The following is a 19,603-nucleotide window of genomic DNA, read 5'->3' on the forward strand; positions in this document are numbered from 1 at the left end:
GCCTAGGAGTCGTAGAAACAGATGTCCGTTCTGAACACGCCCCTGCACGAGCTCGACCCGGAGGTAGCCGCCGCGGTCGACGCCGAGCTGGCGCGCCAGCAGTCCACCCTGGAGATGATCGCCTCGGAGAACTTCGCTCCGCTCGCGGTCATGGAGGCACAGGGCTCGGTCCTCACCAACAAGTACGCCGAGGGCTACCCGGGCCGCCGCTACTACGGCGGCTGCGAGCACGTCGACGTCACCGAGCAGATCGCCATCGACCGGGTGAAGGAGCTGTTCGGCGCCGAGTACGCCAACGTGCAGCCGCACTCCGGTGCCTCCGCCAACCAGGCGGCCCTGTTCGCGCTGGCCCAGCCCGGCGACACCATCCTGGGTCTGGACCTCGCCCACGGCGGCCACCTGACCCACGGCATGCGGCTGAACTTCTCCGGCAAGCAGTTCAATGTCGTGGCCTACCACGTGGACGACTCCGGCCTTGTCGACATGGCCGAGGTGGAGCGGCTCGCCAAGGAGCACCGGCCGAAGGTGATCATCGCGGGCTGGTCGGCGTACCCGCGCCAGCTGGACTTCGCGGAGTTCCGCCGGATCGCCGACGAGGTCGAGGCGTACCTGTGGGTCGACATGGCCCACTTCGCCGGTCTGGTCGCGGCGGGGCTGCACCCGAACCCGGTCCCCTACGCGGACGTGGTCACCTCCACCACCCACAAGACGCTCGGCGGCCCGCGCGGCGGCATCATCCTGGCCCGCAAGGACTTCGCGAAGAAGCTGAACTCGTCCGTCTTCCCGGGCTTCCAGGGCGGTCCCCTGGAGCACGTGATCGCGGCGAAGGCGGTCTCCTTCAAGGTCGCCGCCTCGGAGGACTTCAAGGAGCGCCAGCGTCGTACGGTGGAGGGCGCGCGGATCCTGGCGGAGCGGCTCACCGCCGCCGACGCCCGGGAGGCCGGCGTGAACGTCCTCTCCGGCGGTACGGACGTCCACCTGATCCTCGTCGACCTGCGCGCGTCCGAGCTGGACGGGCAGCAGGCCGAGGACCGCCTCCACGAGGTCGGCATCACGGTCAACCGCAACGCCGTCCCCAACGACCCGCGGCCGCCGATGGTCACCTCGGGTCTGCGGATCGGCACCCCGGCGCTGGCCACCCGCGGCTTCACGGCCGAGGACTTCGCCGAGGTCGCGGACGTGATCGCGGAGACCCTGAAGCCGTCCTACGACGCGGCGGCCCTGAAGGCCCGGGTCGGGGCCCTGACCGACAAGCACCCGCTTTACCCCGGTCTGAACAAGTAGTTCCCTGGTGGGGGCATCCGACGACGTGTGCCCCCACCCTCTTTGGAGGAGTTCCCGTGGCCATCTCGGTCTTCGACCTGTTCTCGATCGGCATCGGCCCGTCGAGCTCCCACACCGTCGGGCCGATGCGCGCGGCCCGTATGTTCGCCCGCCGGCTGCGCAACGAGGGGCTGCTGGAGTCCGTCGCCTCGATACGCTGCGAGCTGTACGGCTCCCTGGGCGCGACCGGCCACGGCCACGGCACCCCGAAGGCGGTGCTGCTCGGCCTGGAGGGCGCCTCGCCGCGCACGGTGGACGTGGAGACGGCGGACGACCGCATCGAGGCGATCAAGGCCACGAAGCGCCTGTCACTCCTCGGCGAGCACGAGATCGCGTTCTCCTTCGACAACGACCTGAAACTCCACCGCCGCAAGGCGCTCCCGTACCACGCGAACGGCATGACCGTCTGGGCGTACGACGCGCAGGGCGTCGAACTGCTCTCCAAGACGTACTACTCGGTGGGCGGCGGGTTCGTCGTCGACGAGGACGCGGTCGGCGCGGACCGCATCGTGCTGGACGACACGGTCCTGAAGTACCCCTTCCGCACGGGCGACGAGCTGCTGCGCCTGACGAAGGACACGGGTCTGTCGATCTCCGCGCTGATGCTGGAGAACGAGCGGGCCTGGCGCACCGAGGCGGAGATCCGCGAGGGCCTGCTGGACATCTGGCGGGTGATGGGGGCGTGCGTGTCCCGCGGCATGTCCCGTGAGGGCATCCTGCCGGGCGGGCTCCGGGTGAAGCGGAGGGCCGCCGTGACCGCCCGCCAGCTGCGCGCCGAGGGCGACCCGCTGGCGCACGCGATGGAGTGGATCACGCTCTACGCGATGGCCGTGAACGAGGAGAACGCGGCCGGCGGCCGGGTCGTGACCGCGCCCACGAACGGCGCGGCCGGCATCATCCCCGCCGTCCTGCACTACTACATCAACTTCGTCCCCGGCGCCGACGAGGACGGAGTCGTCCGCTTCCTCCTCGCCGCCGGCGCGATCGGCATGCTTTTCAAGGAGAACGCGTCCATCTCCGGCGCCGAGGTCGGCTGCCAGGGCGAGGTCGGCTCGGCCTGCTCGATGGCGGCGGGCGCGCTGGCCGAGGTCCTCGGCGGCTCCCCGGAACAGGTCGAGAACGCGGCCGAGATCGGCATGGAGCACAACCTCGGCCTCACCTGCGACCCGGTCGGCGGCCTGGTCCAGATCCCGTGCATCGAGCGCAACGGCATGGCCGCGGTCAAGGCGGTCACCGCGGCCCGCATGGCCATGCGCGGCGACGGCTCCCACAAGGTGTCCCTGGACAAGGTCATCAAGACCATGAAGGACACCGGCGCCGACATGAGCGTCAAGTACAAGGAGACGGCCCGGGGCGGGCTGGCGGTGAACATCATCGAGTGCTGACAGGCCGTGCCGTGCCTTCTGCCTCATTGCTTGACGGGGGTGCCGCCGTTCATGCCGAAACGTGCGGAGCACTGTTCGTCGGATCGGTCGCTCGCGTTCCAGACGCAGATCCACATCGTGTGGCCGACGTCGGAGATGAAACTCGTCTTGGCAGCACCCCAGTTGGCCTGGAACGTGTACGCGATGCCGTCGCTGCGGTAGAGCTCGGCGCCGCAGCTCTGGTTCAGGGAGGTGTTGAGCACCCCTGCGAGTTCGCCGGAGCCGTTGTCGTCCAGCCAGGCGGAGCAAGCGGCGTCGTTGCCGAACCAGGAGGTGTCCGCCTCGGAGCCCTTGACCTGTGCCGGGTCGTCGCTGCCGTTGACACCGCTCATCGACGACGAGGTGAGGTGTTCGGCGGGTGCGGAGGACGCGGTGGTCGCGACGGTGCCGGAGGGCGAACTCCCGCCGGCCGCGCTCGGCGGGGCGGCCGTGTGCGTGCCGGCCGGGACGTCCGGGGTCGCGCGCGCGGACCTGGCGGTGGGCGACGCCGAACGGCTCGGGCTCGCGGAGGAGGTGTGTGCCGTCCCGGCCGCGGACTCGATACTGGCCGACGCGCTGCCGGACGGCTGCGCAGCGCCGTGCCGCGGGGAATCGGACGGGGTGAGTACGAACGCCGCGACGGCGCCGAGGGCGATCACTGCGGCGGTCGAGAGCAGCAGCAGGCGTTTGCGTGAGGGGCGAGGTAACACCGCGGACGGAGGCACGGTCCCGGGCGCCGGTTCCGCGTCCGGGTCCGGCGGCGGGACGGTGTCCAGCTTGCCGACGGGCGTCGCGGCGAAGGCACGTCGCGAGGCGATGCGGGACATGACCTCCGAAGGCCAGGAGGGCGGCGGAACGGGCAGGCGCGCGCGGGCCGCCTCCGTCACCTCGCCGGCGGTGGGGCGGGCTCCGGGGCCGGCCGCGAGACAGGACTCGACGACAGCGGCGAGGCCGGCGTCCACGGCACGCAGCGGCTCGACGTCGGCGACGACGCCGGGCGTGCGCCCCGAAGCCGCGAAGAGCAGGAGTGCCCCGAGCGAGTAGACATCCGCGGGCGCGCCCACGTCCTCGTCCCCGGCCTGCTGTTCCGGTGCCGAGAATCCCTGCGTTCCGTAGCTGCCACCGCTCTTGGTGAGCCTCGCCTGGTCCGCGGCGCGCGCGATGCCGAAGTCGATGAGTTTCACGCCGTCCCGCACCAGCATGACGTTGCCGGGCTTGACGTCGCGGTGCGCGATCCCGCACGCGTGCACGTCCGACAGTTGGCCGGCCGCCTCGGCCAGCAGCAGCCACAGCGCCTCGGCGGGCAGCGGACCGCGCAGCCGGACCGCCTCGTCCACGGTGAGTCCGGGTACGTACTCGGCGGCGAACCAGGGACGTTCCGCCGTACCGTCGCTCGCCAGCACCCGCGGCCCGACCCCGGACGGCACCCGGTAGAGGATGCCGACCTCGCGTTCGAAGCGCTCGCTGGAGACCAACCGCGGCCGGACGCGCTTGACGGCGGCATAGCCCTTGTCGGACGCCCCGAGGTAGACCTCGCCCATGCCTCCGACGCCGAGCAGGCCGATGATGGTGAAGCTGCCGATCTCCTGCGGATCGTCCGGGCCGAGCGGTTCGGCGATCGTGCTATCCACCATCAGCAGTTCCCCGGCCGCTCGCGCTCACGGCGGGCAGGCTATCCAACAAGTCAGGGCCCTGCAACGCGAGTTGACAGCGGCCATGCCCCAGGTGCGGGAGGACCGGTCCTCGGGGTGCGCTCATACACTGACGCGATCCGAGCCGGAGGTAGGCGATATGGCGTACGGAAACTTCCCACCCCAGATGCTGCCGCCGGGCAGTCCCTCCGACAGGGTGCCCGCGGCGCCGCCGGGGACGATCTTCGTCCTGGGTCCGGAGGGCGGGTATGCGGTGCCGCCGCGCAGGTACACGCTGCTGTTCGGGCGCGACCGCGAGGACGTGCATGTCCCGGTCGGTGTCGACGACCCGACCGTCAGCCGTCGGCACGGCGTGTTCACCTGCACGGGCACGGACGGCGACTGGTGGCTGCTCAACACCGGCAATCTGCCGGTCGAACTGCCCGACGGCGTGCTGATGCTCACCGGCCACAAGCGGCTCATCGAGTCCGGGTACACCCCGCTGGTGATCAACTCGTCAAAGCGGCGTTCCCACCTGGTGGAGGTACGCGTCGTGGACGAGGACGACCGGCACCCCCGCTCCACCAGCGGTGCGGAGACCGTGGATCCCGAGACGGTCTACGAACTCTCCCCGCAGGAGCGGCTGGTGCTCACCGCGCTCGCCCGGCGCTACCTAGAGGGCCACGACGCCTTCCCGCTCCCGCTGGCCTGGGAGGACACCGCCCGTCTGGTCAACGCCTCCCCTTACGCGACGAAGTCCTGGACCTACAAGTCGGTCGCGAACACGGTCGAGGACGTGCGCGAACGGCTGCACCGCCGGGGCGTGCGCGGACTGCTGCGCGACGAGGTCGGCGAACCTGTCGGCTCGACACTCAGCGTCAACCTGATCAGAGAACTGCTGAAGACGGCGACGCTGAGTGCTCAGGACCTGGAGTTGCTGGCCGCCAGGGACTGAGCGGATCGCAGGCTGCGTGCCCCGGCCGGTCGTCGGCCGGGGCACGCGGCGTTTCTCAGCGTTCTGCCTCGGGCTCGGCTCCGGCGTTGTAGGTGACGTTCATGGTGCCGTGCCCGACCGCGAAGACGGCTGCCTGGTCCTCCGCCGAGATCTGCTGCTGCGGCTGCGGCCGTTCAGGGTGACGCGTCGTGTTCGTCACGCGGTTGTTGTCTCCGACGATGAAGGTGCCGGAGACGTCCCCGGTCTGGATGTCGCCGTGTGCGGATTCCGTGGGCATGGCCTGCCTTTCTTTCGGTGGGTCTCAGGGGAGGTCAGGCGCCGCAGTCGGTCTGCAGGCTGTCCGACGCCGAGTTCATCGCCGAGGCCTCGCTCGACGTGTCGACGTCGGAAGCTCCCGGATCGTTCTCGTACGACTGGTACTGACTCCGGATCTGCTGAGTGGCGGTCAGCATGGCGTTGAGATCCGACTCCACCGAGCTGTCCTGAGCTTGCGAGACGGCCCCCTGCAGCGTGGACTCGACGGAGTCCAGGTCGCTGATGACGGCGCCGACCTCCGAGAGCAACGTGCTGTCGTCGGGAGCGGAGGATGTCTCGCCCGCGTTGTAGGCGTCCATGTCGCTGTTGTACGAGTCGACCGCGTCGGACGCGATGGCCGCGTCGGTGTTGAACTGCTGGGTCTCCGACGACAGTTCGGGGATCACGGTCGCGCACACGGGATCGACACCGGGCGAGGTGCCGTCGGAGGTACCGCCGGAGGTGTCGTCGGAGGTGTCGTCGGAGGTGTCGTCGATCGGGCTTGGCGTACTGAAGGGGTTCGAGGTGGCGGCCGGAGACGGATTCGGCTGATCGTTCGCGGAGACCATGACACCCACGCCCAGCACGGCCGCGAGGCCGAGCGTGCAGGCGAGGGCCAGTCCCGATACTCCGCTCTTGACGACTGTCGCACCGGCGGCGACCCCCGTGTGGCCTGTACTCGCCGCGGTCGTCGTGGTGCTCCCAGCGGGCGTCGACGAGGTGACGGAAGAGTGCGCCGGCGAGAGGTCGATCCGCTGAGGAACGGGTGCGGCCGAGTGTGCGCCGGCCGTGTTGACGGCGACGTGCGACCGCGCGGAGGCGTGGGAGAGGTCGACCACCGGCCTCGCCACGTGCGCCGGAGCAGAAGCGGTGGACGTGGAGACGGTCGAGTGGGCGATGGCCTGCGTGTGGACCGCGCCGTGCGCCGGAGCGACCGGGTGGACCAGCGGTGCGGGGACCGGCGGTGTGGCAATCGGCGGGGCGGTGGCCGACGCCGCGCCGGCGACCTGGTGGGCCGCCGAGTGCGCGTGCAGGGCGGTGAGTTCGTGCCACAGCACCTCCGCCTCCAGCACCAGGGCCGTCGTCTGCGCGACCCGCCCGATCGCCTTCCGGCGGGTGCGCGCCTCGCGCAGGAAGTACTCCTCAGCCTCCTCGTCCCCCGCGCTCTTCGCCGCTGCCCAGCCGACACCGAGCAGGCTGCCCCACGCGTCGAACTGCCGGGACAGTGCGAGTTTCGGCGAGGCGGCACGGGCCAGCGCCGCGCCCAGCTGCGCGTGTCCGGTCTTCTCCGCTCGCAGCACCGCGACGTCCAGGGCCTGGAAGTGTGCCGCGACGTCGTCCGGAGTGGTGTCCCCGGCCTCGACCCACGCGGTGAGCGTCCGGCAGAGCCGATCGGCGGGGAAGACGGTCCTCCGCATGGTCAGCACGCACTCGGCGACGTCCGGCGGACAGCTGTAGCCGGTCTCCGAGGCGAGCAGCAGGCCGTGTCGCACCAGACCGCCGGCGAGCGCGTCGGTGTCCGGCAGGCCGAGCAGATCATTGAGATGCCGGGCGGCCAACTCGGCGCCGGACAGCGAACCGAGCAGGTACAGCAGGTCGCGCTCCTGCGGCCGGAGCCTGTTCAGCAGCGCGGGAAGCAGTTCGGGGAGATCGGCGATGCCCGGCAGGCCCTTGCCGGTCGCGGCCGACAGGGCGATGCGCCGCAGCCGGAGCGGGTTGCCGTCCACCGCGTCGCACAGCGCTTCCACGATCGGCGCCTCGTCGGGCCGCAACTCGCGGGAGAGCAGCGCCTCCACCAGTTCCGCCGCCGCCGAGGCCGTCAGCCCTTCGAGGCGGATCGCGTGCACACCGTCGACCGCGGACCGCTGCTGCGAGGTGAAGACGAACGTGGACTGCCCGGCCATGTCGAGGAGTCGGCGCAGGTCCTTCTCGTCGAGTCCCGCGTCGTCCAGGTAGATCCGCAGCCGCAGGGTCTTCAGATGCTCCTTCAGCACCTCCGACGAAGGCTTGTAGTTCGGCGCGTCGAAGCTGATGTCGAAAATCGCCTGAGCGATGTCATCAGCCGTACGTCCGCCGGCCTCGACATAGGCCACGCCTTCGGGTCCGCGCGGCATCTCGCACGCGAGGTGGCGCAGCAGCGCACTCTTGCCGACCCCTGACGCGCCCCAGACCTGCACCAACTGCCGTGCGTCGATCGCCTGTCGCAGTAGGTGCACATCCCGCGCCCGTCCGATCAGCGGCTCGGCGGCGGACCGCGGCAGCTGGGATATCGGCTGACGCCTGACCGGATCCGGCAGCCGTCCCCCGTGCACGGTGATGGTCGAACCGGACTCGGCGGTGATCCTCAGACTGCTCACGGTGTTGTGGCTGCCTATGACCATCGTTCCGGACACGTCGCCGGCCCGGATCCGCCCGGAATCCTCCGGAGCACCGTTGTTCTCTGACATCTGCTTCCCCCGTCCTCTCCAACGCCCGGGTCCCGGCACTCGGTCAGGCTGGCGCCGATCCGTCGTGCGAACCCGGCGTTATTACGTGTTCGGCGAGATCGCCGGCGATCCGGCGGACCCGGCCGCGACGGCGATCCGGGCGAGGTGATCCAGGTCGAGGATCGTGATCCTGCGGTAGCCGGTCACGACCGCGCCCGACTCCCGCAACGCCCGCAGGGCCTTGTGGATCGACGACTCGGCCGCGCCGACCAGGGTGGCCATCTCCGGCTGCGAAAGCGGGAGTTGGGCTTCGTTCCGGCCGGGACGCCCGTAGGTGACGGCCAGGTGGTGCAGGATCCTGGCCAGCCGCCCGAGCACGTCGCAGCCGGTGAAGTCGACGATCCGGCCGGTCGCCGTGCGCAGCTTGGCCACCACGCTCGCGCTGAGTGCGCGTCCTATGGCGGGGTGCCGGTTCGTGCACTCCAGTAGTTCGGAGCGCAGGATGTAGCGGGCCAGCACCCTGCCGCAGGCGGTCACGGTGCCGATGCGCGGCTGACCGTCGATCCCGGCGAGCTCCCCGACCAGGTCCCCGGCCATCCGCACGGCCAGCAGCGCCTCACGGCCGTCCTGCGCGTGCGCGGTGACCTTCACCGTGCCGCCGAGCAGGAGCAGCGCGAAGACCGAGGTGTCGGCCTCGCGGATGGTGATCTGACCGGCCGGGTAGACCACGCGGTGGCCGAGTCCCAGCAGGATCGCGCGGTCGGCCTCGTCGACCTGGCCGAGCAGCCCGGCGGGCGGCCAGTAGACCGCGGCCCCGCGAACCCGTGTGTTGTTCATCGGCCACACCTCTCTCCTCGTTCGGCCGAAACCGCACAAGCCGTATTAGTAGCCGTTCTACCCGAGGACCCCTCCTCTACGGTCTCGTCAATCATCTGGTCGGCACCGGATAACCGGTCCGGCAAATCGATCTTCGAATTGCCGGACCTCGTCGTGATCGCGGAGGGATTGTGAATCCGAGGTATGAATACCGAGCCCTGCTGGCCTGCGACATCGCGGGCTCCGCGGGGCGCGGCCAGCAGCCGCTGCAGGAGATCCGCAGTGTTCTGCGGTCCGCGCTGTCGGGCGCCCTCGCCGGCGCGGACCTGGACCTGCGGGACTTCGGGTACGTCGACACCGGCGACGGCTGCCGGCTCGTCGCCCCGGCCGCGTTGCCCAAGGCCAGGCTGCTGTTCCCACTGCTCCCGGAGCTGAGTTCACGGATCCGCGAGCACAACCGGCACGCCGGCCCGGACACCCGGCTGCGGGTGCGGGTCGCGGTGCACGCGGGGGAGCTCCTGTTCGATCCGGAGCACACCGTCTCCGGCGCCCCCTTCGAGGCGCTGGCCCGGCTGCTCGACTCGGCCCCGCTGCGGCACGCGACCCTGGCCGGTACCGGCGGCACCCCGGTGGCCGCGATCCTCTCGCACCACTTCTACGAGGAGACGGTCGGGCACGGCTACGACGGGCTCGAAGCCGATGCCTTCACCTCGGCCGACGTCCGGGTCAAGGAGTACGCCGCGCGGGCCTGGCTCTGGTACCCCGGCAGCCCCGTCGGGCCACGCGTCGATCCCGGCCGGGATCCCGGCTCCGGCGAACGGCCTGCGGAACCCGAGGCGCGGACCGCGGAGCAGCTCGTCGAGGCCACGGGAAACGGCACGGTCTTCGCCGTCCAGCGGGGCCACCAGTACATCCGCCACAACGACCGAGGCTGACACCCGCCGATGAACGAGGAACTCACCGAGCTGGCCGCGAGAGGCGCCACCGCTCTGGTCTCCGCCATGGGCACGGATCTCTGGCAGGAGGCGAAGAGGCTGATGAGCGGCGTCCTCGCCCAGGCACGCGGCAGCCGTCGCAACGAGCTGTCCGTCGCGCTGAACCGGCCGTCGACCGCCACGAGGGGAGCGGTCGACGCCGGGGCGGTGGAGTACTGGACCGAGGCCCTGTCCCAGCTGCTCGACCGGAACCCGGATCTCGCCCAGGACGTCATGGCCCTGGCTTCGCTGCGCATCCCAGAAAGGCCGGACATCGTGATCCAGGTCAATTCCGCCACCGATTCAGGTGAGGTATTCGCGGTGCAGCACGGTAATCAGCACTTTGCCTCCGGGCCGAATTCCCGCGATTCCGATTCCCGCGATGCGGAGGAACGGCCGTGAGCCGGGGCGACAGCCGGCGGGACGACCTGATGGACGGACGGGTGCGGGCGGTACTGCTGGTGGCCGTCGTCATCGGGGCCTTCGTCGAGGTCGGCACGGAGCATCGGCGGTACGGCCTGCTGGTGGATGTGTTCGCCCTCGCGGCAGTGGGTGTCGTCGGCGCGGCGGCCGTGCTGGGGTCCGAGTCCGCCGCGACGCTCGCCCGGCAGCGTGATCGGCTCGCACAGGAACCCCAGCCCCCTACGACGGTTCCGATCTGCCGCTACGTCACCGGACCGGCGGCGCCGCAGCACCAGCCCCAGCCCCCGCAGCACCAGCCCCCGAGGGCCCGGCCGTTCCTGCGCGAGCGGCCGACCGATCTGAGCGTTCCGCGCTTCGGCGACGGCGCCCGTGCCCAGGGCTACCCCTGGCTGCTGCCGGAGCGCACGGCACAGAACGGGATCGCCGCCGACGAGGCCACGGTCGGTGCCTTCGCCATCCGCGCGGCCTCCGTCATCGGGCCCGGTCACCGCTGCGACCTGCCCGCCGAGCCGCGGCAGGACTCCTACCGGATCGGGCGAAGCCGGGACAGCCGGTACGCGATCGTGGCCGTGGCCGACGGCCTGTCCAGCGCGGCCTGGTCCGACGCCGGGGCCACCACGGCCTCCAGCCAGGCCGTCACCCTGCTGCGCGAGCAGATCGAGACAGTGGGCTTCGGCGGGCTCGATGCCAAGGAGCTGTACGGGCGGATCGCGGAATCGGTCGCCGCACAAGCGGCCGGACGCGGTGTCGGCACCTCGCACATGGCCACCGTGCTGATCACCGCGGTGCTCGCCGAGCCGGACGCGAACGGCGTCGCGGAGGCCTGGGTCGCGTGGCTCGGCGACAGTTCGGCCTGGACACTCGATCCGCGCGTCCCGCTGTGGCGGATCTCCGCCGGCGATGCCAAGGACCGCACGGCCGCGGTGGTCTCGAACGAGGTCGCCGGGCGACTGCCGGACACGCCGCAACTGGCCAGGGACCACTACGTCACGCTGGCTCCCGACGCCGCCCTGGCCCTGGTCACGGACGGGATCGGCGACGCGTGGGCGGACCCGGCGGGCAACGTCAACGAGTACTTCGCGAACGCCTGGCGCTCGCCGGTCCCGGCCACGCGGTTCACCGCCGACGTCGGCTTCGACGCACCGCAGTGCCTCGACGACCGCACCGCCGTGGTGGTCTGGAACGGTGACCGGGCATGACAGAACCCCGTCTCATCGACGGCGCCGATGACAATGCCGGCGACGGCGACGGCCGGGCGGCCGATCCGCGGGGCTGGATGTTGCCACGGACCGTGAGCGTCAGCGATCTCGGACCGATGGCCGAGCCGATCTCCGAACACAACGGCCAGGCCGTCGCCGTGAAGCCGCTGACGAACCATCCGGGCTGGCTGGCCAAGCTCTACCGCCCGGACCAGCACCCGGAGGACGCTCAACGGCTCGACCTGCTGATCTCGGCTCCGGGCACGCTGCCGGAGGCGGATCGTGCGGTCCTGTACGCCGGGACCTGCTGGCCCGCGGCCCGGATCCACGAGCCCGGCAACCCGGCTGTCGGCTGTGTGATCCCGATGGCACCCGAGCAGTACCGTGCCGAGCTGCGGCGCGGCACGTTCGGCGAGCGCCGCTTCGTGGAGATCGACTGGCTGGCGAAGTCCGACGACTCGAACCGGGGCGTCGGCCTGCCTCCCCTCGGCCTCGCGGGCAGGCTGGCCGCCTGTCGCCAGCTGACGGAACTCGCCGCGATCCTGGAGAGCCTGGGCCTGGTCTACTCGGACTGGTCGTTCTCCAACGCCTTCTGGAGCCCGGACCGGCGTTCCGTCTACCTCATCGACGTCGACGGCTGCCAGCCCAAGAAGATGCCTGACATCCACCAGCCGAACTGGGCCGACCCGCTCACGCCGCCGGGCACCGACGCGGACGGGTACACCGACCGCTACCGGCTCGCACTGCTCGTCGCCAAATGCATGACGGGCCAACGTGACGCGCGCGCCTTCCACACCGTCGCCGCGTCCCCCTGGGAGAACCAGCCGGCCGCCTCCGAAGTACTGCTCGACATGCTGCTCGCGACCGACCGCGAGCGACGGCCCTCGGCCGCCCAGCTGAACCAGGCTCTGAACGGCGGGCCCTATCTCAGGACCGTGCCACGTCCGACGCGCACCGAGCTGCCCCCGCCGCCCCCCGCCGTCACCGCCACGGCCGTGGAGAAACCCGAGCCGGAGCCCCCGACAACGCCCGACGGGAAGAAGCCCGAGCCCTTCTCGCACGACGGGTGGGTTGTCGTGCTCGTCATAGCCCTGATCCTGCTCTTCGTCATCGCCGCCAACCACTAGCTCCGAGGTGCGAAAATGTCACTCTGCCTACCCACCTACGTGGTGATCGACGCGTCCACGTCGATGAAGCCGCACGAGGCGGTGCTCAACGCGACCCTCTCCCGTCTGCACTACAACCTGGCGACGAATCCCCGCGTCTCGGAGTTCGCCCGGGTCTGCGTGGTCGCCTTCTCCACCGACGTGCACGTGGTGATCCCGATGTCGGACATGGAGCAGGTACCGGCCATGCCCGAGGTGCTCTGCGGCGGGCGCACGGAGTACGGCAAGACCTTCGACCGGGTGCGGGAGTGCATCGAACAGGATGTCGACAACCTGAGGATGCAGAACTTCAGCGTGCTGCGACCGACTGTTTTCTTCCTGACCGACGGCGGTCCGACCGACGCGAACTGGCAGAACCCCTTCCGTGAGCTGGTGGACAGGGACTGGCCGCGCCACCCGCACGTGATCGCCTATGGCTTCGGCGGCGCGAAACGCGACGTGCTGGAACAGGTGGCGACCAAGGCGCTGTTCATCGCCGACGGTTCGGACACCGAGTCGGCGCTGAGCGGGGCGATCACCGGACTGCTCAACACCCTGATCGCCTCGTCGAAGACCGGTCAGATGCAGATCGCCACCGACGTCAAGGGCTTCGAGTACGTCCAGGTCGCCCAGGAGTACGTGGACTGATGACGGTCGTCGACTCGCGTTCCACGGCGTCCCGGTCACTGCGCGCCTCCGTCGGACTGACCGCACTGGCCGTGGCGTTGCTCGTCTGCGGCGCCGCGGTCGAGGCGACGGGCAATCTCCGCGACTCCGCGGGGAACGGGAGCGGCGGCGGCTCGCACCCGGCGACGACCCCGCCCCCGACCCACGCCCGCTCCCGCGCCCCCGAGGTGCCGCCGCCCCACCGTTCCCCTCCGGCCTCACCCACCTACCTGCCCACGCCTACCCCCACGGCCGCCCCCACGCCCAGTGCTGACGCTCACCGTCCGCAGGTCGAGTTCCGCGTCGTGGTTCATGACGACGTCGGTGAAGCGGGGTGAGTGACCGGCCGTGGCCCGTTCCTGTCGCAGGGGGATGTGGGGCACGTCGCCGGTCAGTCCGCGGTCAGCCACGCGCGCGTGCCGAACGAGGCGCACGCGCGGGAGGCCACCGCCGCGGCCCGCGCCAGGGCTTCCGCGAAGGCCGGCCCGTCGATGCGGTCGTGCCCGCTCAGGTGATGGGCGAGGGCACCGTGCAGCACGTCACCCGCGCCCAGCGTGTCCACCACACGGGTTTCGGGAACGCCGACGAGGCCACCGCCGCCGGGGCCCGCCCACAGGATCGGCGCCCCGCCGGCGGTGACCGCCGCCCAGGTCACCCCGTGGTCCTGGAGGAACTCCAGGGTCTCGGCGGGCGTGGCGGTACCGGGCGGGCGGAAGTCCGCCGAGCACACGGCGACGTCGGTCGACGGCAGCAGCCTCTCCGTGCCGTCCTTCCAGCTGCCCGCGTCGAGGACGGTGCGGCGGCCGGCCGAGCGGGCGGCGTGCGCCACCTCGACGGCCAGGTCCATGTGATGCCCGTCGAACTCGGCGATGTCGCACGACACCACCAGCTCCTCCAGGCCGGCCGGGGCCCGCAGCCGGTGCCCGGTCGCGTTGGTCGAGGCGACCGCACGTTCTCCGGTCGACTCGGTCACCAGGACCGAGGACACCGCGGGCGGGTCCATGCGCTCGGCGGCCAGGTCCATGACGCGTACGCCGAGCGCGTCGAGGTCCGCCCGGACGCCCAGTGCCAGCGGATGCGAGCCGAGGCCCGTGAGCAGCCGGGGCAGGCCGCCCAGACGGCCGAAGGCCACCGCCGCGCCGGTGGCCGGACCGCCCGCGGCGGCCACCTGGTCACGGGCCGTCAGCTTCTCGTCCGGCCCCGGTACATGGTCCACCAGCTGGATGACGTCCAGGGTGCACAGCCCCACGAACAGGCCCTCGGGCCGCCGCCCCGCCACCGGCCCCATCGCCACCAGCGCCTCCTCCGGCCTCGGCATGCGCCCAGCGTACGTGCGGCCTCCTGGGTCCTGAGCGAGTTCCGGAGGCGGATGTTCCCCCAGGGGCTACCGATCAGTAACCGATTGCTTCTACGCTGCGGCCAACTCACCATCAACCCAAGGGAGTTGGGTCATGCGTGTACTGAGACGGCTGGCGGCGGTCGTGGGTGCCGGGGCCCTGTTCGTGATGGCGGGCTCCGCCGCACACGCGGACACCGGCCTGAACGCGGCGAAGTTCTCCGAGACCACCAGCATCGGCACGCACAACGCGTACGACAAGAGCAAGTACACCTACTGGGCGCAGGCCCTGGACTCCGGCGCCTCGCTGCTCGAACTGGACGTCTACGTCGACAGCATCACCAAGCGGTGGCGGGTCAGCCACAGCAACCCGTGGGGCGACGACAACAACTGCGAATACGCCAACACCCCCAGCAAGCTGTACAGCCAGGCCACCAGCCAGGACCTCGGCAGCTGCCTCGACAACATGGCGGCCTGGGAGCAACTGCACCCGGACCACGCGCCCGTCGTCGTCAAGGTCGAGATGAAGGTCGGGTTCAACCAGACCATCGGCCTCGGGCCCACCGCGTTCGACACGCTCGTCTCGCAGAAGCTGGGCAGCAGCGTCTACAAGCCGGCCGACCTGCTCGGCTCGTCGTACTCCACACTCGACGCCGCCGCGAAGGCCAACGCCTGGCCCACCCGTGACCAGCTCAAGGGCAAGTTCATCTTCGAGCTGATCCCCGGCACGGTGGAGGAGGCCAACCCGTTCGACCACTACTGGACGGACCAGGAGTACGGGGACCACCTGCGGGACCTGTACGCGGCCGGGAACATCTCCCAGGCCGAGGCCTTCCCGGCCGTACTGGGCGCCGCGAACGGGGATCCCCGGACCAGCAGGTACGACGCCTCGATCCAGCCCTGGTTCGTGTTCTTCGACGGGGACGCGGCGACGTACGTGAACAACGGCTACGACACGTCGTTCTACTCCGCGAACCACTACATCCTGATCATGACGGACGCCTACAACGTCTCACCGGCGATCTCCTCGACCGCGCCGACCGACGCCGAGGTCGCGGCCCGGCTGGCGCTGCTCGCCGCCGACCATGCCAGCATCATCACCTCCGACTGGTCGACGAAGTCGGCGGCCGTGCTCAGCGAGGTGGCGGCCCGGAACTGACAATTCACGCGCCCACGCGGATCCCTCACGGCGCGGCGGGGAATACGACATACGCAGTTGCAACTCGTGTCACCCCACTGGCACCCAGGGAGTTCCCCCATGCTGCACGGAATCGACGTGAGCGCGTACCAGTCCTCCGGCTACGACACGGACGGCCTCTCCTTCGTCTTCATCAAGGCGACGGAGGGGCATTCGTACGTGAACCCCAAACTCGCCGCCCAGACCAAGACCGGACGCGACGCCGGACTGGTCGTCGGCTTCTACCACTTCCTCTGGCCCGGCAACCTCACCGCCCAGGCCGAGTACTTCGTCCAGCACGCCCCCGAGAAGGCGGGCGAGATCCTCGCCGTCGACTGGGAGACCACCGGCGACGGCACCCACGCGAGCAACGCCGAGAAGGACTCCTTCATCCGCAGGGTGAAGGAACTGCGGCCGAACCATCAGGTGATTCTCTATACGAATCGCAACTACTGGCTCACAGTCGATACGACCTCGTACGCGGGCGACGGCCTGTGGATCGCCGACTACGTCAGCGCCGGCCACCCCCGCATCGAGGCCGACTGGCGTTTCCACCAGTACACCAGCGACCCGCACGACAAGGACGTCGCCGACTTCGCCGACAAGTCCGCCCTCAAGGCCTGGGCGTCGAAGGAGGACTGAGCCCCTCCCTCAGGCGCCTCGGGCGGATCAGGGCGGCCCGGGCCGGCGAATCGATCCGGGCGTGCCGTCAGCCGCGGAAGCCCTCCGGACGCTCCGGGGACGCCTCCGCCAGGGCCTTCCGGACGCCCTCGGCATCCGCCCGCAGGCCGTAGACCGGGGTGCCCGGCTGCTGGCGCCAGGAGTCGTCCATGCCGCCGTTGTCGACCGTGTCGAAGCCGAGTTCGTCGATCAGGGCGCGGACGACCCGCTTGGCCGCCTCGTCGTCGCCGGAGACCGGGACGGCCTGGCGGTCGGGGTCCCCCGCGGGGAGGTGGCGGTCCAGGATGTCCTGGGCGAAGGTGCCGTTGAAGGCCTTGATCACGGGGTGGCCGATCTGCCGCTCGGTCCAGCGGCTCTCGGCGATGCCCTCGTCCTCGATACCGGCGATCCGGCCGTCCCGCTCCCGCGGGTAGTAGTTGCCGGTGTCGATCACGGCGACGTTCTCCGCGGCGCCGTCCAGGAGGCCGGACGGCAGGTTCGGGACCGCCTTCACCGGGACCGTGACGACCACGACCTCCGCGCCGCGCGCGGCCTCGTCGGCCCGTACCGCCGTCGCTCCCGTCTCCCCGGCCAGTTCGGCGAGCGTCTCGGGGCCCCGCGAGTTCGCCACGGACACGTCGTGACCGAGGGCGGTCAGCCGCCGGGTGAGGTTGCCGCCGATGTTGCCCGCGCCGATGATGCCGATCTTCATGACAGGCCTTTCGAGAGTCCATGCACCTGCATGCATACACTGCTGTGCGGCAACAACCTCGGCCGTGCATGGCCTATTCCGCCGTTGAGCCAACCGGGTGAGGCCCCGGTTCCGGCCCTCAGATCCGTACGACGATCTTGCCGGTGTGGGTGTTGGACTCCATCAGTCGGTGCGCGTCCCGGATGCGGTCCAGGCCGTCGAAGACCTCGCCCACCACCGGCCGCAGCGATCCGTCGGCCAGCCCGGAGCCGATGTAGTGGGCGGCACGGCGGCGCTCGTCCGCGGTGCCGGTCACGACGAAGTTGTTGTAGCCGTGGACGGTCAGCGGCCAGGCCCGGGGCAGCTCGATCGGCCCTTCCGACAGCCAGCCGTAGCTGATCATCCGACCATCGCGGACCACGGCCCCGCCGAGCTCGCGGAAGAACGCACCGCCGACCGCGTCCAGGACGACGTCCACACCCCGCCCGCCGGTCAGCCGCCGGGCCTCGGCGACCACGTCCTCCCGGTCGCTGACGATGACGTGCTCCGCGCCCAGGTCGAGCAGCCGCCGCCGCTTGTCGGCGGTGCGGGTGGTGGCGATCGGTACCGCCCCGGCCCGCCGGGCGACCTGGATCGCGGCGGTACCGGCCCCGCTCGACGCGCCCGTGATCAGCACCTGGTCCCCGGCCGCCATCCCGGCCCGCCGGACGAGCGCGCCGTAGGCCGTCGTGTACGTGAGCCACACGGCCGCCGCCGTCACCGCGTCCAGCCCGGCGGGGCGTGACACCACCGCGCTCTCGGGCAGCAGTACCCGGTCGCCGTACACCCCGTGGGCACTGAGGTTGAAGTTGGCGGCCGTCAGCACGAGGTCGCCCGGCGCGAAGTCCGTGACCCCGGCGCCGGCCGTCTCGACCACGCCCGCGGCCTCGTAGCCGTTGCGGGAGCCCGGCAGGTCCGGCCGGTAGTAGTAGATCCCGGAGCGGAACATCGCCTCGGCCCGGTTGAGCCCGAGCGCCTCGACCCGGACGAGCACCTCACCGGGCCCGGGCGCGGGAAGCTCGACGTCTTCGACGGTCAGCACATCCGGGCCGCCGAGTTCATGGAAAAGCACTGTCCGTGCGGATGTTGTCGTTGTCATGCCGTCGACGCTAGGCGGCACGATCAAGACGCTCCATGTCCGCCCGGCTCGCTTTCCTGTCCGTACGTCTTCCGGCCGTCGCCCTCCCGTACGTTGGCGTCATGGACGTTCTCAGTGACGCGGTGGCCGCGATGCGCACCGGCCGGCCGCACTCCGCGCGCCGCGACAAGTACGCGCCGTGGGGCGTGCGGTTCGCGGCGGCGGACGAGGCCGGATTCCATGTGGTGCTGCGGGGCACGGCCTGGCTCGTCCCGGAGCAGGGCGAGCCGGTCCGGCTGGCCCCGGGTGACGTGGTGTTCCTCGCCCACGGCGGACGACACGCACTCTCCAGCGGTCCCGGCGTGCCCCTGGAGGAGGTACGGCTGCTGCCGGACGGCACCTGGACCCCGCTCCCCGTCAGGGAGACACCGCCGGGCTGCCCCGACACGGTCACCCTGTGCGGCACCTACCGCCTCGACCGCACCCGCTCCCACCGGCTGCTCGCCGAGCTCCCCGAGATCGTGCACATCCCCGCCCGGGTCGGCCGCCATCGCTCGCTGCGTGCGGCCGTGGAACTGATCGGGATGGAGTTGGAGGACCGGGAGCCGGGTACGGACGCGATCGTCACCTCGCTGCTCGACACCCTGCTGCTGTACATCCTGCGCGCCTGGTGGGAGGACGAACGCGAGGCCGGCCGGGACGGCGGCTGGGCGGGCGCGCTCGCCGACCCCGCGGTGGCGGCGGCCCTGCGCGCGATCCACGGCGACCCGGCCCACCCCTGGACGGTCGGGGAACTCGGCGCCGCCGGCGGCCTGTCCCGCGCGGCCTTCGCCCGCCGTTTCACCGCCCTGGTCGGCGAACCCCCGCTCGGCTATCTCACCTGGTGGCGCATGACCACGGCGGGCCGGCTCCTGCGCGACGACACCCTCACCCTGCGCCAGATCGCCGAACGCACCGGCTACACGTCGGAGTTCGCCTTCGCCAAGGCCTTCAAGCGGGAGTACGGCACGGCACCGGGCCAGTACCGCAGATCCACCGACCGCCCCACGAACGGCTCCGCCGCCGCATCCGCGTCGGGCCCCCGGGCATGAGAAAGGGGGCCCGTGATCCGGGCCCCCTGCACTCCTGGCGCCTACTTGCTCAGGTAGGCCCAGAACTCGTCGAACGACAGGACCTTGTCACCGTTGAGGTCCCGGGTCTTGATGATGGCCTCCGCGACCGTGTCGGTCACGTTCCAGTCGCCCCCCTGCGCCAGGGCGGTCTTGAACTCGGCCGCGGTGATGACGCCGTCACCGTCCGTATCGATCCGCTCGAACTGCTTGCGTGCTTCCTCGATGTCCGCCACCGGATCCGCCCCTTCGTACGCT

At 71.0% G+C, this 19,603-nt stretch carries 20 protein-coding genes; 12 read left to right on the forward strand and 8 right to left on the reverse strand.

What is annotated here, in order from left to right; all coding sequences use genetic code 11:
- Positions 1 to 21: 21 nt before the first annotated feature.
- Together glyA and SSP29_RS01700 are read left to right on the forward strand one after the other, a co-directional pair.
- Positions 22 to 1,284 carry a serine hydroxymethyltransferase gene (gene glyA / locus SSP29_RS01695; protein ID WP_089098644.1) on the forward strand — a complete coding sequence of 421 codons (1,263 nt, stop codon included), beginning with the start codon at positions 22 to 24 and terminating at the stop codon, positions 1,282 to 1,284.
- A 56-nt stretch (positions 1,285 to 1,340) separates the two neighbouring features.
- Complete coding sequence (locus SSP29_RS01700) at positions 1,341 to 2,708, forward strand: L-serine ammonia-lyase (RefSeq protein WP_089098645.1); 1,368 nt, start codon at positions 1,341 to 1,343, stop codon at positions 2,706 to 2,708.
- Positions 2,709 to 2,731: 23 nt separating this feature from the next.
- On the opposite strand, the gene SSP29_RS01705 is transcribed toward SSP29_RS01700, so the two are convergent.
- Positions 2,732 to 4,360, reverse strand: coding sequence for a serine/threonine-protein kinase (locus tag SSP29_RS01705; RefSeq protein ID WP_089098646.1), 1,629 nt, complete (start codon positions 4,358 to 4,360; stop codon positions 2,732 to 2,734).
- A 157-nt stretch (positions 4,361 to 4,517) separates the two neighbouring features.
- Between SSP29_RS01705 and SSP29_RS01710 the strand changes: the two genes are divergently transcribed.
- Positions 4,518 to 5,312, forward strand: a complete 795-nt coding sequence (locus SSP29_RS01710) for an FHA domain-containing protein (RefSeq protein WP_150133378.1) — start codon at positions 4,518 to 4,520, stop codon at positions 5,310 to 5,312.
- Between the two features lie 55 nt (positions 5,313 to 5,367).
- Here the strand turns inward: SSP29_RS01710 and SSP29_RS01715 are convergent, their stop codons facing one another.
- From SSP29_RS01715 to SSP29_RS01725, 3 genes are all read right to left on the reverse strand, one after another.
- Positions 5,368 to 5,589, reverse strand: a complete 222-nt coding sequence (locus tag SSP29_RS01715) for a hypothetical protein (protein ID WP_089098647.1) — start codon at positions 5,587 to 5,589, stop codon at positions 5,368 to 5,370.
- A 34-nt stretch (positions 5,590 to 5,623) separates the two neighbouring features.
- Positions 5,624 to 8,053, reverse strand: coding sequence for an ATP-binding protein (locus SSP29_RS01720; protein WP_089098648.1), 2,430 nt, complete (start codon positions 8,051 to 8,053; stop codon positions 5,624 to 5,626).
- 81 nt (positions 8,054 to 8,134) lie between these two features.
- Positions 8,135 to 8,869 (reverse strand): Crp/Fnr family transcriptional regulator, encoded by a 735-nt coding sequence (locus tag SSP29_RS01725; protein ID WP_150133379.1) that lies wholly within the window; start codon positions 8,867 to 8,869, stop codon positions 8,135 to 8,137.
- A gap of 170 nt (positions 8,870 to 9,039) precedes the next feature.
- Between SSP29_RS01725 and SSP29_RS01730 the strand changes: the two genes are divergently transcribed.
- From SSP29_RS01730 to SSP29_RS01755, 6 genes are read left to right on the forward strand one after another with little or no spacing between them, the layout of a single operon-like run.
- Positions 9,040 to 9,783, forward strand: coding sequence for a hypothetical protein (locus tag SSP29_RS01730; RefSeq protein ID WP_089098650.1), 744 nt, complete (start codon positions 9,040 to 9,042; stop codon positions 9,781 to 9,783).
- 9 nt (positions 9,784 to 9,792) lie between these two features.
- Positions 9,793 to 10,224: a hypothetical protein gene (locus SSP29_RS01735; RefSeq protein ID WP_089098651.1), complete on the forward strand. Its 432-nt coding sequence runs from the start codon at positions 9,793 to 9,795 to the stop codon at positions 10,222 to 10,224.
- A complete protein-coding gene (locus SSP29_RS01740) occupies positions 10,221 to 11,444 on the forward strand; it encodes a protein phosphatase 2C domain-containing protein (protein ID WP_089098652.1) in 1,224 nt (407 codons plus the stop codon). Before SSP29_RS01735 ends, SSP29_RS01740 begins: the two co-directional genes overlap by 4 nt.
- Complete coding sequence (locus tag SSP29_RS01745; protein WP_089098653.1) at positions 11,441 to 12,571, forward strand: hypothetical protein; 1,131 nt, start codon at positions 11,441 to 11,443, stop codon at positions 12,569 to 12,571. Before SSP29_RS01740 ends, SSP29_RS01745 begins: the two co-directional genes overlap by 4 nt.
- A gap of 15 nt (positions 12,572 to 12,586) precedes the next feature.
- Positions 12,587 to 13,237, forward strand: coding sequence for a vWA domain-containing protein (locus SSP29_RS01750; RefSeq protein ID WP_089098654.1), 651 nt, complete (start codon positions 12,587 to 12,589; stop codon positions 13,235 to 13,237).
- Positions 13,237 to 13,593 (forward strand): hypothetical protein, encoded by a 357-nt coding sequence (locus SSP29_RS01755; protein ID WP_089098655.1) that lies wholly within the window; start codon positions 13,237 to 13,239, stop codon positions 13,591 to 13,593. Before SSP29_RS01750 ends, SSP29_RS01755 begins: the two co-directional genes overlap by 1 nt.
- A 53-nt stretch (positions 13,594 to 13,646) precedes the next feature.
- Here SSP29_RS01755 and SSP29_RS01760 read toward each other — a convergent pair whose 3' ends face one another.
- Entirely contained in the window at positions 13,647 to 14,573 is a 927-nt protein-coding gene (locus tag SSP29_RS01760; protein WP_150133380.1) for a PfkB family carbohydrate kinase, read from the reverse strand.
- Between the two features lie 133 nt (positions 14,574 to 14,706).
- On the opposite strand from SSP29_RS01760, the gene SSP29_RS01765 reads away from it, so the two are divergent.
- Together SSP29_RS01765 and SSP29_RS01770 are read left to right on the forward strand one after the other, a co-directional pair.
- Positions 14,707 to 15,750, forward strand: a complete 1,044-nt coding sequence (locus SSP29_RS01765; RefSeq protein ID WP_150133381.1) for a phosphatidylinositol-specific phospholipase C domain-containing protein — start codon at positions 14,707 to 14,709, stop codon at positions 15,748 to 15,750.
- A 99-nt stretch (positions 15,751 to 15,849) separates the two neighbouring features.
- Positions 15,850 to 16,410: a glycoside hydrolase family 25 protein gene (locus SSP29_RS01770; protein ID WP_089098656.1), complete on the forward strand. Its 561-nt coding sequence runs from the start codon at positions 15,850 to 15,852 to the stop codon at positions 16,408 to 16,410.
- 67 nt (positions 16,411 to 16,477) lie between these two features.
- Here SSP29_RS01770 and SSP29_RS01775 read toward each other — a convergent pair whose 3' ends face one another.
- Both SSP29_RS01775 and SSP29_RS01780 read right to left on the reverse strand, forming a co-directional pair.
- Entirely contained in the window at positions 16,478 to 17,176 is a 699-nt protein-coding gene (locus SSP29_RS01775) for an NADPH-dependent F420 reductase (RefSeq protein WP_089098657.1), read from the reverse strand.
- Positions 17,177 to 17,258: 82 nt separating this feature from the next.
- Entirely contained in the window at positions 17,259 to 18,257 is a 999-nt protein-coding gene (locus SSP29_RS01780) for a zinc-dependent alcohol dehydrogenase family protein (protein ID WP_089098658.1), read from the reverse strand.
- Positions 18,258 to 18,358: 101 nt separating this feature from the next.
- On the opposite strand from SSP29_RS01780, the gene SSP29_RS01785 reads away from it, so the two are divergent.
- Entirely contained in the window at positions 18,359 to 19,327 is a 969-nt protein-coding gene (locus tag SSP29_RS01785) for an AraC family transcriptional regulator (RefSeq protein WP_089099760.1), read from the forward strand.
- 41 nt (positions 19,328 to 19,368) lie between these two features.
- On the opposite strand, the gene SSP29_RS01790 is transcribed toward SSP29_RS01785, so the two are convergent.
- Positions 19,369 to 19,581: an EF-hand domain-containing protein gene (locus SSP29_RS01790; RefSeq protein WP_089098659.1), complete on the reverse strand. Its 213-nt coding sequence runs from the start codon at positions 19,579 to 19,581 to the stop codon at positions 19,369 to 19,371.
- Between the last annotated feature and the right edge of the window lie 22 nt (positions 19,582 to 19,603).

Origin of the sequence: Streptomyces hyaluromycini, assembly GCF_002217755.1 — a bacterium.
GTDB lineage: Bacteria > Actinomycetota > Actinomycetes > Streptomycetales > Streptomycetaceae > Streptomyces > Streptomyces hyaluromycini.

Bases quoted from the DNA above. Each gene is read 5' to 3' on its own strand.
- glyA (WP_089098644.1), top strand. From the start codon at position 22: ATGTCCGTTCTGAACACGCCCCTGCACGAGCTCGACCCGGAGGTAGCC.
- SSP29_RS01705 (WP_089098646.1), bottom strand. From the start codon at position 4,360: ATGGTGGATAGCACGATCGCCGAACCGCTCGGCCCGGACGATCCGCAG.
- SSP29_RS01710 (WP_150133378.1), top strand. From the start codon at position 4,518: ATGGCGTACGGAAACTTCCCACCCCAGATGCTGCCGCCGGGCAGTCCC.
- SSP29_RS01715 (WP_089098647.1), bottom strand. From the start codon at position 5,589: ATGCCCACGGAATCCGCACACGGCGACATCCAGACCGGGGACGTCTCC.
- SSP29_RS01720 (WP_089098648.1), bottom strand. From the start codon at position 8,053: ATGTCAGAGAACAACGGTGCTCCGGAGGATTCCGGGCGGATCCGGGCC.
- SSP29_RS01725 (WP_150133379.1), bottom strand. From the start codon at position 8,869: ATGAACAACACACGGGTTCGCGGGGCCGCGGTCTACTGGCCGCCCGCC.
- SSP29_RS01735 (WP_089098651.1), top strand. From the start codon at position 9,793: ATGAACGAGGAACTCACCGAGCTGGCCGCGAGAGGCGCCACCGCTCTG.
- SSP29_RS01745 (WP_089098653.1), top strand. From the start codon at position 11,441: ATGACAGAACCCCGTCTCATCGACGGCGCCGATGACAATGCCGGCGAC.
- SSP29_RS01750 (WP_089098654.1), top strand. From the start codon at position 12,587: ATGTCACTCTGCCTACCCACCTACGTGGTGATCGACGCGTCCACGTCG.
- SSP29_RS01755 (WP_089098655.1), top strand. From the start codon at position 13,237: ATGACGGTCGTCGACTCGCGTTCCACGGCGTCCCGGTCACTGCGCGCC.
- SSP29_RS01760 (WP_150133380.1), bottom strand. From the start codon at position 14,573: ATGCCGAGGCCGGAGGAGGCGCTGGTGGCGATGGGGCCGGTGGCGGGG.
- SSP29_RS01765 (WP_150133381.1), top strand. From the start codon at position 14,707: ATGCGTGTACTGAGACGGCTGGCGGCGGTCGTGGGTGCCGGGGCCCTG.
- SSP29_RS01770 (WP_089098656.1), top strand. From the start codon at position 15,850: ATGCTGCACGGAATCGACGTGAGCGCGTACCAGTCCTCCGGCTACGAC.
- SSP29_RS01775 (WP_089098657.1), bottom strand. From the start codon at position 17,176: ATGCATGCAGGTGCATGGACTCTCGAAAGGCCTGTCATGAAGATCGGC.
- SSP29_RS01780 (WP_089098658.1), bottom strand. From the start codon at position 18,257: ATGACAACGACAACATCCGCACGGACAGTGCTTTTCCATGAACTCGGC.
- SSP29_RS01785 (WP_089099760.1), top strand. From the start codon at position 18,359: ATGGACGTTCTCAGTGACGCGGTGGCCGCGATGCGCACCGGCCGGCCG.